Here is a 17363-nt window from a genome sequence, read left to right as displayed (position 1 = left end):
CATTGACGCTAGAAAGAAGAAAAACCCTTTAAAAAAATAATGATCATTCCACAATGTATTACTAGAGATAAAAAACCCTTCAATAAATAAGCCATACGTACTTATAGGCTTTCGTTGAAGGGTTTTTATCTTGTTCAGCAATGCAGTTTAGAATGCCCAACTTCCTTTTCTAAAGATAGGCTCTACAGTTCCATCAGGTAGAACACCATCAATATCCATCTCTCCACTACCTACCATGAAGTCCTCATGCGTAATGGAAGTATTGATGCCTTTTTCTTCAAGTTGCTCTTTTGAAAGCGCGCTCCCACCTTCATAGCATGTTGGATAAGCTTCACCGATTGCTAAGTGGTTGGATGCATTTTCGTCAAATAATGTATTGTAATATAGGATGTTCGATGCTGAAATTGGTGATTCATGTGGTACAAGTGCTACCTCACCGAGATATCGTGATCCTTCATCTGCTTTTGTTAGTTCTTGAAGAAGTTCTGCACCTACTCTAGCTTCTGTTTTTACAATCTTACCGTTTTCAAAAGTAATTTTAAAATGATCGATAATATTACCTTGGAAAGCAAGTGGTTTGGTATTTGACACATAGCCATTAACACCATATTTTGATGGCATTGTATATACTTCTTCAGTTGGCATATTAGCGACAAACGATGTACCTTCTGGTGTGTAGCTTGCCCCTGTGCACCAAATATGCTTATCAGGTAATTCGACTGTTAAATCTGTTCCTGGTGCTGTGTAATGTAATTTTGCATATCGTTTTTTATTTAATATAGCTGCGCGTTCATCTAAATTTTTTAAATGTTGTTCCCAATTATCGATTACATTTCCTTCACCGATATGTACTGTTTTAAAAATAGCTTCCCATAAAGCTGGTACTTGTTCTTCTTCTTTTAGATTTGGAAATACCTTTGCAGCCCATTTTTTAGAAGGTACAGCAATAATTGACCAAGCTATTTTATCATTCATAACAGCATCACGATAGTTTTCTAAAGCTTTGCCAGATGCTTTTTGATGAGCAGATAATTTTTCAACTGGAACACCTGTTAAATTATCTGGATCTGCTGCGTCAATCCAAAGTAATGCCCCTTTTCGCTCAATTAGTTCATCTCGTTGTTCACTAATCCAACGAGGAAATTTTGCGAACTCAGCATCTGGTGCATTATCAAAAAACTGACGGTTTATCACATCATCCGAAAAATTAACTGTTACACGAGCTGCTCCTACTTCGTAAGCTTTTTTAACAACTAACCTTGTAAATTCGACAGTATCTGTAGTTGTATTAATAAGGAGTGTTTGACCTTTTTGAACATTGGCACCCACTTTAACAGTTAACTCAGCAAATTGCTCTAACTTCTCTTCAAATGTCATTAATCAGTTACCTCACTTTTTTTTATTGTTTAGACGGTTCTTTTTGCTAAAAAACTTTTTGTTTTCCTGTTTTTTAAAAGAATTTCCAAATGAGCTACTTTCACTTTTCTTTTTAGAATATGAGCCTGAAGATTTATTATTCCCTCTCTTTTGTTTAGGAGGTTTTACTTCCGCATGTCCTTCGATTAATTGACCATTAGACCAAATTTTTTCAACTGGTTTAATAGATAATTCTCGCATACGTTTATGATAGGCTTGTTCTTCATGATAAGCTAATAATGTAATAACCTCACCGTCAGCTCCAGCACGACCAGTACGTCCTGAACGATGCACATATTGTTCTTTTGTATATGGAACATCCACATGGATAACATGTGTTAACCCTTTAATATCTAAACCACGTGCCGCAATATCTGTTGCAATTAGGACTCGTGCTTCTCCTTTACGGAAACTATCTAATGAGGTTTTTCTTTCTTCCTTCTTCATCTCAGAATGTAGTGCAACGATTGGTGCATTACGGAAATCCAGTTTAGATTTTTTCATTAGTAGTTGATCTAAATTATTTATAAAAGCAAGGGCTCTCACGCCTGATATATGTGAAATTTTACGAAGAAACTCTGTTTTATCTCGTTGTTCAAGCTTTACAAAAGAATGTACTACCTTGCTATCACCTAGTAAGTCTTTTTCAACCTCTACTTGAAGTCTGATTGGATCATGAAGCATACGTTTTGCAACTAACTCAATTTCATCTGTTATTGTAGCTGATACAACCGCTACTTGGCGATTATGATCAGCACCATCGATAAAAGATTTTACAATTACTCGATAGTCCCTACTTAGTAACTGATCACCTTCATCTAAAATGATTGTAGTCAGTTCATGCAGTTTCAACTTTCTTTCATTAACAAGCTCATTTAATCTTCCTGGTGTACCAACTGCAATTGTTGGTTTCTTTTTTAACTTTTCAATTTGTCTTTGTGGATTTGCTCCACCAATTAAAGGGACAACAGTAATAGGTGTGCCAGCAATCCATTCACGAATAACCTCTACAATTTGCATACATAATTCTTGAGATGGCGCTATGATTAAAGCTTGAGTTGCTTTTTTTGTTCCATCTACTTTTTGAAGTAACGGTAATAAGTAAGCTAATGTTTTACCTGTACCTGTTGGAGATTCAGCTACAACATCCTTACCTTCTATAAGTGCTGGAATCATTTGATCTTGTATTGGCATAGTGGATGGGAAGCTCCACTTTTTTTGTAAGTCTTCATTTAATAAATTTAGGAATGTCATTGTTTCCCACACCTTCTCTCAGTGTAATTTTATGATGATTTGTTTCATATATAATGAAATTGATTTATTTAAAAAGTATTTAAGTAAAAACCTGCCCTCCGAAAAGGACAGGTGTTTCAATTTAGTCTAATAGTTCATATCCACAACTAGTAATTGCAGTGTCTGCTAATACAATTAGTGCATCGATATATAAATTACTATCTAGAGATAAATCACGATTCACAACAGATAGTTCTGTGCATCCTAATATAATATAGTCACAACCTGCTTTTATCATAGCCGTCTCAATGGGTTGCCATTGTTCTTTTGAGATTTTCTTTCCTGCTTTTACATAGTCATAGATCACTGACATAAGGTCTTTTTGCATTTCTTTGTCTGGTACAATTGGTTCTATTCCTTCATCGAGTAAAGCCTCTTGATATAAGTTAGAAGTCAAAGTACCGATTGTTGCAAGAATCCCCACACGTTTTGCATTCAATAGGTGTGCTTTCTTTGCAGTTTCTCGAATCATATGCAGAACGGGAACAGGTGAACCTTCTTGTAAACCTTCATAAAATCTATGCGCTGTATTACAAGGAATACATATCATATCTGCTCCTGCGTTTGCAAGCTTATGAGCATCTTCTACCATCACTGGTAGTGGATTTGGTTTAGAGTGATCTAAGATGTAATCTGTTCTATCAGGAATACGTGTATCATTATCAATGATAAAGTGCATATGTTCTTGATCTCTAAACGCAAAAGTTCTTCGGACAATTGTTTCGCCTAGGAGCATTGTTGCTAAAGGTCCAACTCCGCCAATAATGCCAAGTACTTTCTTTTTCATAACTTAAGACAGACCTTTATTGTTAAAATATTTTTTGTATTTACGGTAATAATTTAAGCTATTTAATGTTAGCTTGTACCAACGTTTGAAATTCATATCTTCTTTATAGAATAATGAGTTTGTTGCTTTTCCTTCTTTAATAAGCTTACGTGCTTTTGCTTTTAACTCTTTATTTTGTGCATATTTAAATAATACGCCATTTGGAATGATACTCCACAAATGTTCGTTATTCGCATAGGTACATTCTTGTTGAATGTGCAACATACGGTCATCAGCAACATATTGCATTAAGTTATAGCCTGCAGCCGTTACATAATAGCTACTACGTCCATTACGTAGATTAATCTCGAATAATTTATACTTACCGTCACGGTAGTCATATTTCATATCGAAGTTTGCAATACCTGTAAAACCTATGTCTTCTAGGAAGAAACGAACTTGGTCCATCAAGTCTTTATCATAAGTAGTAATGATTGCAGCATAACTACCTATACCTTCTGGAGAGTGTTCTTCAAGAATTGGGTTACCTAGGCACATTAGCTTCACTTTACCATCTGTTGCAACATATGCATTCAATACACGCATATATGAGTCATCTCCAGGGATAAACTCTTGAATGATTAAGTGATCTTTATAAGAAGAACTATAGATTGCTTTTAATATAGCATCTTTTTCAGCTTCATCATGAGCAACGAATACTTTCTTCTTACCAGGGAATTTACATGCCCAATAAGCAACGGAGTTAGATGCCTTAATAATGATTGGGTAGTCAAATTTCACTTGGAAGTTTTCATATGTCTCAAACGTACAAGTGTCTGTTTTAGGATAACTGAAGTTATATTTTTCGCACATTTTATAGAAATTTTCTTTTAGTAAAATGCGATCCATCAAAGATTCATCAATGTATGGAACTGTGAAATATTGTTCTAGGGCTGGTTTGTTCTTAATAATGAGTTTGACATAATCATCGCCACAACCCATTAATAGTAAATCTTTATTTTCGTATTCTTTTGCTAATTTTTTCATTTCTTCTACAAAGTTTTCTTTTAAGTTTGGAACTTGTTTGAAGTGTAGAATACGACTATTTTGTGTTGCTGTTAAATGTGCTCGTCCAACTACGATTGCTTTAATGCCATAAGCTTCATAAAAAGCTCGTGCCATACCATATGCATTCATATCTGATCCGATTAATATTGGTAAAAATGGTTGTTCTGCCATTTCTGATCATCTCACTTATTTGTACTTATTTTAATGCCATTAGTTTATCATATTTTGCGTTTATAAACGAACAATGTCTTAAATTGTTATAGTTTATTTTTCTATCGAAATTGCTTGTGAACCCATTTCTTTGTAGCTTTTGAAAAATTTTGTCGTATCATGAGAAACGTAGCCATGAAGTGGATCCATAACGATAACTTTATCATCCTCATACCCAGTTAGCACTACTACATGTAAATTTCTATACATTTTAGGTTTACGGTCGGTCCCTTTAATATACCAGCCTTCTTTTTTCTTTGGCTTTGATAAATCCAATGTTACCCACATCATCACCGGTATACCTTGTTGAACAGTTTCTATTATTTTCTTTTTGCTAGCACCAGTAAGATTCGTCACTTGAAGATTTGATTTATAATCTCTTGCTACTTTTTTTGCAGTTTTTGTGATCGCTGGAGCAAAAATATATGTACCTGTTAACTTGTCTGCAGGATTTCCTGCGTATGCTTTGTTTGGATCTGGACCTATTCGTTTTCCATTTTTATCAACAATCTCTTCTGTCGGCAAATATTTCTTAGCCATCTTCATCTTAGAAAGATTTAAACCGTAATAGTTAAATGCAGCTGTCATTGCTGTTATTTCACAACCGTGTGGAAGTTGGGGATTTTGCAGTACAACAGGAACTTCAATACGCTGATTTTCCTTTTGATAGTAGGTTTCAAGAACGACATAGGAAGTATCTTTTTTTACTTTTACTATCTTTGCTACACTATTAGTTTTTTTTACAAGCCCTAAGTCATCATTAGAAGATGGTACAAATAAATAACGTCTACCGGCTTTTAAATGAGGGAGTTTCACTTGCCCCTCAGAATCACTAGTAGCAGTAGTAACTAATTCATCTGTCTCTATATCTCTTACGCTAACTTTCATATTAGGAATAGGTTCTCTGCTTCCAAATGCGACAATTAGTACTTTAATGCCTTCATCTATTTTCTCTTCTTTTGCTGGTAAAATACTTGAACATCCACTTGTCATAATTGCAAAAAGCATTATAAAGCAAAAGAGGAGCAAATGCCGAGGCATTATACTTCTCTTCACCATGGTCGACAATCTCCTTTTAAGCTAAAGGAATTATTAGCCGAAGTATTTTTTATACCATACTAAGAACATGTAAATTGTCCACACTTTACGTTGGTTTTTCGCTTTACCTTCGTAGTGATCTGTTAATAATTTAACAATTGCTCGTTGATCGAAGAATTGAGCAGCTTCAGGTGATTCAAATGTAGCTTTAATTTGGTTAAAGTATTTATCTTCTTTTAACCAAAGTCTGATAGGTACAGGGAAACCAATTTTTTTACGATGTGCCCATTCATCTGGTAGCGCTCTTTGTGACGCTTGACGGAATGCATATTTTGTATCTTTTTCGTTCACTCGATAATGTGATGGAACTTTAGAAGCTACTTTCATAATTTCGCGGTCAAGGAATGGAACACGTAACTCAATTGAATGAGCCATACTCATTTTATCTGCTTTTAATAGAATGTCATCTACTAACCAAAGATTTAAATCTAGAATTTGTTTTTTAGTTAAGTCATCTTCACCAGCTGCCTTTTTGTAAATTGGCATTACAATATCTGCAACAGATGGCGCATGATTGTACTTATCTGTTAAAATGTCAGTCGCTTCATGTTCTTCGAAAATATGAGCTTGTCCAATAAATGTTTGTTCTACAGGAAGACCACCGCGCATTAGGAAGTGTTTTCCGCGCATTTCTGGAAGAGCTTTAGCTACTTCTGCGATTGGACGACGGATAAATTGTGGGATTTTTTTGTATTTACGCATTGTAGGAAGTTCATCGTATTCTGCGTAACCTCCAAATAATTCATCTGCACCTTCACCTGAAAGTACAACTTTAACATGTTTGCGAGCAAGTTCTGCTAAGAAATATAAAGGAACAATAGATGGATTTGAGTGTGGTTCATCCATCATATATTGAATCTCATCTAATTTGTTGAAGCATACCTCTGGGTCTAGTACTTCATTTACATTTTCAATACCTAATTCTTTTGATAATTCTTTTGCATTATCAATTTCTGAGAATTTTTCTGCTGCGAAACCAACAGAGAATGTTTTGTCTGGTTTTAATACTGAAGCTACATAACTTGAGTCAACACCAGATGATAAGAATGAACCTACAAGAACGTCAGGATCTGAGAACTCATGAGCTTTAATAGATTCACGAACTGTTGAGTCAATTTCTTCTACGATTTCATCAAGAGGACGTTCTTCTGGGTTGAATTTAGGTTCCCAATATCGAGTGATTTCCAATTTACCATCTTCATATGTTAAGTAATGAGCTGCTGGTAATTTAAATACACCTTTAAAGAATGTTTCTTTTAAAACTGGGAATTGGAATGTTAAATAAGGTTTTAATGCTTTTTCATTTAAAACTTTTTCAAAATGTGGGTGTGGTAAGAAACTTTTAATTTCTGAACCAAATAGTAATGTTCCGTTCATTTTAGCATAATAGAATGGTTTAATACCGAACATATCACGAGCTGCAAATAAACGTTTTTTATTACGATCCCAAATAACGAATGCGAACATACCACGCAATTTTTGTACTAATTTAGTGCCATATTCTTCATATCCATGAAGTAAAACTTCACTGTCTGTATCTGTTTTAAAAATATGACCTGCTGCAAGTAGATCTTTTCTAATTTCCTTGAAATTATAAATTTCACCGTTGAAGATTAATACTAATGATTGATCTTCGTTATAGAGTGGTTGACTCCCATTTGCTAAGTCAATAATACTTAAACGACGGAAACCAAGTGCTGCTTGACCATCTGTAAATTTCCCTGCTGAGTCTGGTCCACGGTGAATGATTTGGTTCATCATATTCTCTAACACTACGTCAGAGTTTGAAACCTCACCAACAAATCCTGTAAATCCACACATATTTTTTATCTCCTATCTTATTTTCATCTATTTAATTGATACATAATATACATTTTACTGTATTTTTCCTTGATTCGACATCATTTCATTATACTCTTTTTTTCACTTGACATATACCGAAAAAGATTGCCACAATGTAGCAATCTGTTAATTTATATGCTTTTTGTATTCTTTCATCAATTCTTCCAAAGATACTTGATATAATTGCTTATCATTTACTTTAAATACACCAAGATTCATTAGATGATCGATGATATGATTTTTTTTTCGCTCTTCAGCTGTTATTTTCTTGTTGTTCAAAAAATCCCCTTCTTGCCTTACCGTTAGTGACTATTTTCTGATACTCCTCTAAACAAATACTTTAAATCTATTTCTTAAATTAGGTATTTGTTTTACTAAGTACTTATAGATGGCAAAACCGATTATGGCGCCTAATGTGTTCAACCATAAATCATCCACGTCTGTACTTCTATACTGAGGTAGTTGCATTATTTCTATAAACAATGACAATCCTAGTCCAGTAACTAATACAATGAAGAATCTCTCCATTTTACGCCAAAGTAAAGGAAGTAAAAAACCAATTGGCATAAAAATTGCTATGTTACCAAGAAAGTTAATGAAAAACGGTTGCCATAAGTCTAAATAATGAATGGCATTGTACACATCCGTAAAAACACGAAACAAATGAAAGTTTATTCCTAGTGAATCTAGATTTTGAAGTCTCATTTCTGCATATTGAAAACTAACGCCATTTTTCGGAACAATCGTTTCATAAAATAAACCGATTAAGTACACCCATAAAGTCATTATTCCAAATTCATGCCATCGATTGATTAGGACTTTGCTCTTTTTTTCTCTTGATTTAAAGCGTATATACACAACAAATGGAATTGCAATAATCATGACAATCATCATATCAAGTGTATATTGAAGTATATAAGACAACTTCGTCACTCATTTCTTCTTTCTATAATAACAGGACAAATTATATAACAATAAGTTGCAAAAAAACATTAAATTTCTTTTACAACTTCATTTTATCCTCTATAAACATATAAAAGCTTCTATTAAGTAAAGTTTAACTTAATATACTGTCCTATTTATTTTCTACGATACCACATTATTTGTAGCTTCGTACAAAGACTATTTTCCCTTTTCCTATAATTTTTATCGGGATACCTACACAGTATTCAAATAGGTCAGAATCATGTTGAATATCTTCTATATAAAAAGAACCATTACACGTTAGCGAATACTCACATGTAAGGGTCTTATAAATTCACTTTAAAGTTCTACTGTAGATAAGGCTCTTTAGACGAAATAATGATTTCTTTTAATCTTGTTAACTTTTCAATGACAATTTTAGAATACATTTCTACTTCAACTAAATACTTTTCAGCTAATTCTATATTTCCGTCGTTATATGCTTGTACCGCTTGTCTTGCTACTTCATGAACAAGTTGATGGGGTTCCTCGATTTCTTTAAAAACAGGTTCATCACCATATAACTTTTTTCCTTGGGTATAATACCATTTTCCAAGATGAGAATCTCTATAGGATGTAATATCAGCGACTGTCATCTTTTCAAAACCTAGTAAAAGATTATAAATACGCCATCTCCATAAAAGATGATCTGTAATAGTCAAAGATACGATATCTTCCTGACTTATAATAAAGTTCTTTGAAATAGTGTTAATACGGTAATTATTAATCATTTTACTTAGAGTGTATATTGCTTCACCTGTATCATTTGAAATTTTTCTACTTCTTTTTGCATTTTCGGCAATATTTTGGTTCCTTGTCGTGATATCATTTGCAGCAGCAGCCTGTTGCTGTGATGCGGCTGCAATTTGTTCAATACTTTCTCCTTGATGCTGTAAAGTCTCATTTACTAACGATAAGGTAGTCGTTACTTCCGCTGTTTTCTTAACACTTTTATGTAAGTCTTCTGAAGTTTCATTTGTAAGCGAACTAATATTTTTTGTAATGACCAGAAGACGTTGAATATCTTCGTGAATGGATTGTGCAGATGATTTTGCATTATCAGCTAATTTTCTTACTTCCTCTGCTACAACAGCAAAACCTTTTCCTGCTTCTCCAGCACGAGCAGCTTCAATTGAAGCATTTAATGCTAATAAGTTGGTTTGTTCTGCTATTTCTTTGATAAATTCGACTAATTGTTCAACGTTGTTTACTCTATTTACTAATTCATTAACATTTAACTTTACATTTTCGTGGCCTTGATTTGTTTCTTTTAAGATATCATTGATCGCTTGAAGGGATAATGTTCCATCGCTTAATTCCTCCAATGAATTTTGAGTATTCTTTGATAAATCTATTATTGAAGCTGAAACCTCTTCAATACTTGTTTCAAGCTGTTCCATTGAAACACCAGCCGATATAACATCAAGCTTTTGCTGCTCTTCAAACTGTATTAAATTTTTTATCTGATCTAGTTGTGTGTTATAGGCAATAATTTCTCCCAGTCCGTTTATAATTGAACCTGCTTGGATTTCAATATACGTTTCTACAATAATTTGTTGATCGATACTTACAAGAGTTTCATAAGCGAGAAGGACATCCAACATTTTCGAACGATCATGTTTATACTTTTCTGCGATTAACGGTATAAACACCTGATTTATAATTGTATAGGCTGAAATCATCCAGTCTGGCAATACTCCGATCTTTGCATGTGTATAAGCAATTTTCCGCCGATCAAATATATACTGTAAATCTAATTTACTATCAAATAAGCTCTTTAAATGTTGATCAAAGGTTATCTTCAATCGGTCTACATTAGAATATTGATTGATCACGCTACTAAATTTAGTAAATGCCATCAAACGATTGTAGAAGGTATCTAATATTTCTTTATTGTGTGTTTCATATAATTTTTTTAAATTCTGCACAGCTGCTCTTCTAATAGAAGATAACCCAAGAAAGTCTAATTTCAGTTGAAAACGTTCATTTGCGTCAATATCCGATTCTAACTTCTCTGAATAATATTGATAGTGTTTTTTTGCCTTTGTAAACATCTCTACTTCCTCCTATAACCTTCTCTATAGTTCACACATATCCGACTATATATATTATCCAACAATTGTAAAATTCAATACGATTTATTTATTATAATACACACAAAAACACTTTTATGCACCTTTTAATTTAATTCATTTTAACTATGTATATAGTACTTTATTCATATTATTACCAAAAAAAATCATTTAAATAATAAATGTTTTTGACTTAAAAATAAAAAAGAGCTTCATTAGGAGCGGTCAGATAGGGATTTATAATTCCTGAAAAATTTGGCATAGTCGTTGAAATTCGGCTATGCCGTTTTTCGTTTATTTTGGTAAGTCGATAGCGCCAATGCAGTTATAGAAAATTTGAATCCGCTGGGTTCTGCGGCCATCTACCTTTTCAGCCTTGAATACTATAATTTTGTCAATGAACTCTCGTATAATCTCTGCATCCAATTCTGTAATTTCTGTGTACTTTTTAACTAGTGCCAAAAAGCGGTCGGTATTGATGGACTGTTCATTTGCTGTATCAATGGTATGTTTTAATTCAGTTATCTTTTCTTCCAGGGCCTTCTGCTCGGCTTCATATTCAGCTGACATCTTGTAAAAACGCTCTTCGGGAATTTTGCCCATCACATTATCCTCATATAGCTTTCGAATGATTTTGTCTATGTCAGCAATGCGAGTCTGTGCTTGTTCATACTCCTTTTGACTTTGGCGGAGTTCTTTGGCAAGTTCCTTTTCTGAATTATTCATAACTATACGGATGAATTCCTGTTCATGGTCTTTGGCAAAGGAGGTTACACGTCTTAAGTCTTCTAGCAAAAGCTGTTCCACTACAACATTACGTATCTGATGTGAACTGCACATACCCTTTTTCTTGCGGTAAGTAGCACAAACGAAATATTCCTTATCGTGTGTCCATCCCTTGCCTCTAACCTGATACAGCTTTGCCCCACAGTCGGCACAAAACATCATGCCAGAAAGCATTCCCATTTCACCTAATCGTGATGGTCTTCGCTTGCCATCTCTGATTTTCTGCACTGTTTCCCAAGTGCCCTCATCGATAATTGCTTCATGGGTATTTTTGAAAACCAGCCATTCTTCTGGATTGTTCATTATCTTGACTTTGCTCTTGTAGGACTTTTTAGAAGTCTTGAAATTCACTGTGTGACCTAGATATTCCATTTTAGCCAGAATATCTGCTACGGTACGAGCCGACCAAGCATATGGGTTTTCAGGCGGTCTTGCTGGAGTGTTAATACCCATTTTGCGAAGATGAACCGTAGGTGTATCAATGCATCGCTTTTCAAGTTGCTTTGCTATCTGCGTAGGTCCAAAGCCAGCCATGCACAGTCGGAAAATATCTCTGACCACCTCGGCGGCTTTCTCATCTATAATCCAGTGCAACTTATCCTCAGGGTCTTTAATATAACCGTAAGGCGGATTGGTGCAGAGCGGCTTACCGGACTGTCCCTTGGATTTGAACACAGCACGGATTTTCTTGCTAGTATCCTTAGCATACCATTCATTAATAATGTTAAGAAACGGTGTAAAGTCACTGTCTGCTTGGTTTGCACTATCAATACCGTTGTTAATAGCAATGAATCGTACATCTGCTTCAGGAAACATAATCTCTGTGTAATAGCCTACTTTGAGGTAATCCCTGCCGAAGCGGGACATATCCTTGATAATAATCGTTCCGATTCTACCGGACTCTACATCTGCAATCATGCGGTTAAAGTCTGGTCTATCAAAAGTTGTACCGCTGACCCCATCATCCACATAAAATTCGATGTTGCGAAAACCGTTGTCCTCAGCATACTTTTTTAGAATTGCCTTCTGGTTTACTATACTATTACTGTCTCCTGCAAGCTCATCATCACGGGAAAGCCTGCAGTAAAGAGCAGTAATTTTCGCTTCTTCAAATGCTAATGTTGATTTACGTATAGTGCTAAATGTTGACTGTCTATTCATTTTTATCCTCCATTTCCGACAGTCTTCAAGCGGTTTAGCACTATGTATATTACCGTACTACCTTGAAGAGGTCGAGTTGATTTCCGTGGGTTTATATGAACTATCTGATAACTTTGAAAGGTTTTTTGCGTTGACCGTAATCAGCCGTTTCAACTTGGAATATGCACTTTCCTTTGCTGAATCACTTACTCGTGATTCCACCACATAGACCGTACCTCCGATATCGGATTTGGTTGTGCGGCTGTTACTTTGGTTTTCCATATCGTGACCTCCTGTCCGAAAGTTTTGAAGGAATGGCACTGAGCTGAATTGATGACTCAGTGCCTAATCCATCATTTAAGCTTTTATTTGTAATATTTTCAGAGCATCCGGTTGAATTAGCTTGCCATCCAATCTCTCGTAAGCAGAAAATCCAATTTGCCCCTGCAATGCATATAACTCATTTAATTTTTTTATTGTTATTGGCTGACGCTCAATCAGCCAGTAATAAGATAAATCTCCAATTACAATGCTTTTTGCTCCTGCTGATACTGTAGGCATATATGGAGAGGTAACTACAGGCTTTCCGAAGATGGTGTTATCTGAAGGATTCCACAGATAACTGCCGCTTGTATCCTTAAGGGTTCTAAGAAGCATAGCTGTATTATCGTGCATGATAAACACAGCGTTATTTCGGTATTCAGCTTTTAATGAAAAATACAGAGAGATAATCTCATCAAAAGAGATGGTAGCACTATCTGCTGTAGTTACATCTCCATCTGCTGTAAGGATACCTGTTGGCTGTGTTGTGCCATTTCCATTAAGTAATGCATTTTCCTCAGCCTTGCCAAAACGCTTCGCAAAATCACCCATCAGATATTTTTCAAGATTAAAGTTCATATCGGTGACGAATGAGCGGTTTAGCTTGACAAGAGATGCCAGCTTGTATGATTTCACCAGAAACTGTGTAAATGTATCGGCACTTTCGGGGATTGGATCTCCGTCTTCAACCCAATCTGCTGTCCCCGTTGAGGATACCGCTTGAATTTTACCTTCTGCAGAAGATAGATTGATAACAGTAGCAAATCTGCGGAATATATTCTCCTTTGCCAAAGCAGTGTTAAAGCCTTCTCGGAACTCGTCTGGTACGACATAGGCTCCTGCATTATCAAAGCCCTCGCTTAGATTTTGATTATTTTCTTCTTTTCCTTTCATAACATTCCAAAACGCTCTATTATAAGTTGTTGATGTTGCCATAAGCCTTTACCTCCTAAATTAAAATTGATTGTGGGGTATATATCCCGTTTGAAACCGCGTTTTTTTACGCGTTGCCCCACGCCCGTTGTCCAAATGAAAAGGTGTGGAGATTTGACCTCCCCTTAGGGGTTGTTATCAACACATTAAGTTGTATCCAGTGTTTTCAGTGGTATTAAGCTTTGTAGCAAGATGTAGCAGGTAAAAACTAAACTCTCTATACGAGAGCGATTTTTTATATAACCTGTTTTTCTTGCTACAAGCTGCTACACTGTGTTTAAATAAGAAAAAATTCTTCTTCTGTCAGCTTATATCCGATAAGCATTGTGGTCATTCCACCACCAGAACGTGGTCGTTTCCGTTCTACACGGGCGATAGCTGTTAAGGCTTGTTTGAAGTTTCTTGCATTCTCCGAATAACATCCATTGGCACTGCACCAACGCTGATACCGGGCATACACTTCGGATGTGCGCACCTCACTGTTGGGACTTTCCTCCAAGGCATCCTCGAAAAATAATGCTATTTTGTCGCTGTCACGTTTATAAGCCTCCGTTGCTGTCTTAACGGAATCAGGTAAAGTCAAGCCTTCCTTCTTTAACAACTGATAGCCTTCAATTAGCCAGTTGAGGATAGCACTCTGATTTTTCGCTTTGGCGAATTCACGTTTTAAGTTTTTATCCTGCTCGCTTTCATCGAAGTGTCGTTCAAAAGGGATAATTACCACTCTGCCACTGGAAAACAACGTCATATCCGTAATAACGGGCAGATAATTGGTGTTGATATACAGCTTAAACTTTGGTGAAAAGTCAAAAGAATTCTCATGTAGAAACCTTGCGTTGATGGTGTCACCACCCGTCATGCTTTTTACCTGTGCAGCATTTAGGACAAGTCCTCTGCTAGGTTCGGAGATATTCACAAAGCGTACTCCTGCAAGCCGGGCAATATCTTCACTTGGACTTGAACTGTTATTGTTCTTTTTCAGACTGATAGTCTCCGGCCTTGCGGTACAGCCATAACTGCCTAATACCTTAAGAACGCTCTCACATAGCGTACCTTTACCGTTTCGAGTTGTAGCACCATAGAGAACAAACAGGCATTCATACCGAGTGTCTCCGCTGATACTGTAGCCAAAGGCTTTTTGGAGGAATTTTGCCTTTTCCTCATCTCCGCTCATAATCTCATGAATAAATCTATCCCATCGCTCACTTTTTGCTTCCGGGTCATATTTAACACCAGATATCTTTGTGAGTCTGTCCTCGCTGTTGTGGGGACGAAAATCCATAGACATTAAAAACAATGTCCCATTGGCACAGTTGAGCATAAGCGGGTCTTGGTCAAATTCAGCCATTGATATGGGATATACGCTCTGTGCATCCTTAAGCACCGTTTCTCGGTATCTTCTTGACTGCCACTTTCGGCAATAGTCAATGTATGCCTTTCTTTGATGTTCATCCTGAATAGTCAAAGCATAGGTTAGCAGTTGATTAGCCAATGATTTACACATTTCCATTACTTTTAGATTACCGACATCAGGAATCCAAATGCCATTCGCATAGCAAAACCACATTTTCCTTTCAGGAACATAGCGGGCAAAAAATTTATAATAATCAGCAAACAGCCTGCTTGCCCCAATATCCGTCCAAGGGTAGCGATCGTTACTCTCAGGCTTAAAGTCAGTAAGAGAACATTCACTAAAATCTTCTGTAGCTGATGAATGCTTGCCACCTGGTTTGTATATTTCGGTAACATTTGCGATTGCTTTTTCTATGGTTATCATTCCATAAGTACTACCGGACTGTGGTCTATTCCATTTATCCCGCATTAGGCCGCTTTTTCGGAAAAGTCTGTCCATCTGCCCAATATCCCTGCCACACCAAAATGCCAGCATACCGCAAAGTGCCAAATCAGCTTCACTGGCAGAAGCATAACCAGATGTATCTCCCTGCCATAATGCTTTGAACCTTTCTCTGTTTGCCGATTTTAAAGCCTTCTCAATAACAGACTTGTCAGACAAATAGGATTGACTTTCTGCATCCAGAATTTGCTTCACAGGGGTAGGACGCAACATATACTTGTCTAGTATCATCTGTAATTCATACGATTTCTCCGCTATATCACCATCTGCAAACATATTTCCCGTTACGGTAACAAATCGGTTTGTTGCCCCTGATACATAGATCTCAACTCCTAGCTTTCTGTTGTTGACATAGTATTTTGCTTTGTCGAAGTCATAGCCTGTGGCCTTAAAGAAAATATGAAGCCCTTTTTCAGATGGACTGTGTTCCATATAGCAACCACTAAAAGCCTCTACAACATTTTGGGTAACAGGCTTAAGCTTACCACCACTATCAAAGCAATCATCTAAGTCGATAACACATATGTCATTACCCACCAAAAATCCGATACCATCATAATCACTTATAGCAGCTACCGCCGAACTAAAATCTTTAAATGTACCATGTTGATTTGGTTTTGCCCTTTTTCCTGTTACCGGGTTATAGGGAACTTTGGTTTTTCTACCACTTCGCTCTTCATATTTCCAACAGCAAAACTGTGGCTTACTTTTGAGTATCTGTGGCAAGTTATCATATTGTGGTTTCAGTTATTTCACCTCCTTGCCTGTTATAAATAACCCAAAACGCTACTGTTCCAGAAGATTTGCCTTGTTTGACACAACCTCGTTATCTTTCAAGGAATACGCTCGGAATTATCGTCATGGCATATTCTGCTTGAAGTATCTCTTGCGTTTCGGGGTATTCAGTTGTCAAGGAGCAGTGAGAGAAAAACTATGCTTTCGTTGGGGGATTATTTTTCCTCTCACCTTATAGCCACGGTAGGGCACATTAGTTGAGGATTTTCCAAAAATAATTTTCTTCCTCATCCATAAGCGAAGAATTCTATTGATTCGAACCCCTTAAAATAAAAAAACAGCCTGTCTTTTTTCTAAGGTAAAGACGGCTGTAATGCTTATGCTTTTGCTCAAATTTGAGCGGAAGTGATATTTAGTTTAAGAAGGATTAATGTTATAACTTTGCCTTTGGTTTTACAAATAGACTTACAGACTTTTTTGTCTAAAAGTATTTATTCGAATAAAAGCGAAAAAGAAAGGCATACACAACGGTCATTATTTTTGTTAATATTGTAAAATTCCTTCACAAACGCAGAATTATCATGTTATGTTTGAAGAAAATGTGCTATAATGGAAAAAAGATATAAAGAGGTGACCAAGATGACCGTTAGCTATAAAAAGCTTTGGAAATTATTGATTGACCGCGATATGAAGAAGAAAGATTTACAAGCTGTTGCGGGAATAAGTCCATCGTCAATTTCAAAGCTTTCTAAAAACGAATATGTCAGTATGGACGTTCTTGTAAAGGTTTGTACGGCGCTTGGCGTTGATTTTAAAGATATCATGGAATTAGTGCCTAATATGGTTGAAGAAAGGAAGTAGAGTT

Annotated in this window: 14 protein-coding genes; 1 reads left to right on the top strand and 13 read right to left on the bottom strand. The window is 35.9% G+C overall.

Features of this window, described 5'->3' with window-relative positions; all coding sequences use genetic code 11:
• Positions 1–147: 147 nt before the first annotated feature.
• From D1606_RS02610 to D1606_RS02550, 13 genes are all read right to left on the bottom strand, one after another.
• Complete coding sequence (locus D1606_RS02610) at positions 148–1377, bottom strand: aminopeptidase (RefSeq protein WP_119414466.1); 1230 nt, start codon at positions 1375–1377, stop codon at positions 148–150.
• A gap of 12 nt (positions 1378–1389) precedes the next feature.
• Positions 1390–2670 carry a DEAD/DEAH box helicase gene (locus tag D1606_RS02605; RefSeq protein ID WP_119414465.1) on the bottom strand — a complete coding sequence of 427 codons (1281 nt, stop codon included), beginning with the start codon at positions 2668–2670 and terminating at the stop codon, positions 1390–1392.
• A 121-nt stretch (positions 2671–2791) separates the two neighbouring features.
• Positions 2792–3496 carry a cysteate racemase gene (gene cuyB, locus D1606_RS02600; protein ID WP_119414464.1) on the bottom strand — a complete coding sequence of 235 codons (705 nt, stop codon included), beginning with the start codon at positions 3494–3496 and terminating at the stop codon, positions 2792–2794.
• 3 nt (positions 3497–3499) lie between these two features.
• Positions 3500–4714, bottom strand: coding sequence for a carboxylate--amine ligase (locus D1606_RS02595; protein WP_119414463.1), 1215 nt, complete (start codon positions 4712–4714; stop codon positions 3500–3502).
• A 93-nt stretch (positions 4715–4807) separates the two neighbouring features.
• The gene (locus tag D1606_RS02590) at positions 4808–5812 is read right to left on the bottom strand and encodes a C39 family peptidase (RefSeq protein ID WP_119414462.1); all 1005 of its coding nucleotides are present in this window, start codon (positions 5810–5812) and stop codon (positions 4808–4810) included.
• Between the two features lie 33 nt (positions 5813–5845).
• Positions 5846–7672: an asparagine synthase (glutamine-hydrolyzing) gene (gene asnB, locus D1606_RS02585; protein ID WP_119414461.1), complete on the bottom strand. Its 1827-nt coding sequence runs from the start codon at positions 7670–7672 to the stop codon at positions 5846–5848.
• 147 nt (positions 7673–7819) lie between these two features.
• Complete coding sequence (locus tag D1606_RS02580; RefSeq protein WP_119414460.1) at positions 7820–7972, bottom strand: Fur-regulated basic protein FbpA; 153 nt, start codon at positions 7970–7972, stop codon at positions 7820–7822.
• 48 nt (positions 7973–8020) lie between these two features.
• Positions 8021–8626 (bottom strand): VanZ family protein, encoded by a 606-nt coding sequence (locus tag D1606_RS02575; protein ID WP_233548004.1) that lies wholly within the window; start codon positions 8624–8626, stop codon positions 8021–8023.
• Between the two features lie 338 nt (positions 8627–8964).
• Positions 8965–10710 carry a methyl-accepting chemotaxis protein gene (locus D1606_RS02570; protein WP_119414459.1) on the bottom strand — a complete coding sequence of 582 codons (1746 nt, stop codon included), beginning with the start codon at positions 10708–10710 and terminating at the stop codon, positions 8965–8967.
• A gap of 312 nt (positions 10711–11022) precedes the next feature.
• Complete coding sequence (locus D1606_RS02565) at positions 11023–12675, bottom strand: recombinase family protein (RefSeq protein ID WP_119414458.1); 1653 nt, start codon at positions 12673–12675, stop codon at positions 11023–11025.
• A gap of 57 nt (positions 12676–12732) precedes the next feature.
• On the bottom strand, positions 12733–12936 hold the full coding sequence (locus tag D1606_RS02560) for a transposon-encoded TnpW family protein (protein ID WP_071441617.1): 204 nt from the start codon (positions 12934–12936) through the stop codon (positions 12733–12735).
• A 75-nt stretch (positions 12937–13011) separates the two neighbouring features.
• Entirely contained in the window at positions 13012–13911 is a 900-nt protein-coding gene (locus D1606_RS02555; protein ID WP_119414457.1) for a phage major capsid protein, read from the bottom strand.
• A 274-nt stretch (positions 13912–14185) separates the two neighbouring features.
• Positions 14186–16489, bottom strand: a complete 2304-nt coding sequence (locus D1606_RS02550; protein ID WP_119414456.1) for a phage/plasmid primase, P4 family — start codon at positions 16487–16489, stop codon at positions 14186–14188.
• A gap of 648 nt (positions 16490–17137) precedes the next feature.
• Between D1606_RS02550 and D1606_RS02545 the strand changes: the two genes are divergently transcribed.
• The gene (locus D1606_RS02545; protein ID WP_119414455.1) at positions 17138–17359 is read left to right on the top strand and encodes a helix-turn-helix domain-containing protein; all 222 of its coding nucleotides are present in this window, start codon (positions 17138–17140) and stop codon (positions 17357–17359) included.
• Positions 17360–17363: the final 4 nt, after the last annotated feature.

The sequence above is a fragment of the Rummeliibacillus sp. POC4 genome, from assembly GCF_003576525.1.
Lineage (GTDB): Bacteria > Bacillota > Bacilli > Bacillales_A > Planococcaceae > Rummeliibacillus.
This window is presented reverse-complemented; position numbering and strand designations above follow the sequence as displayed.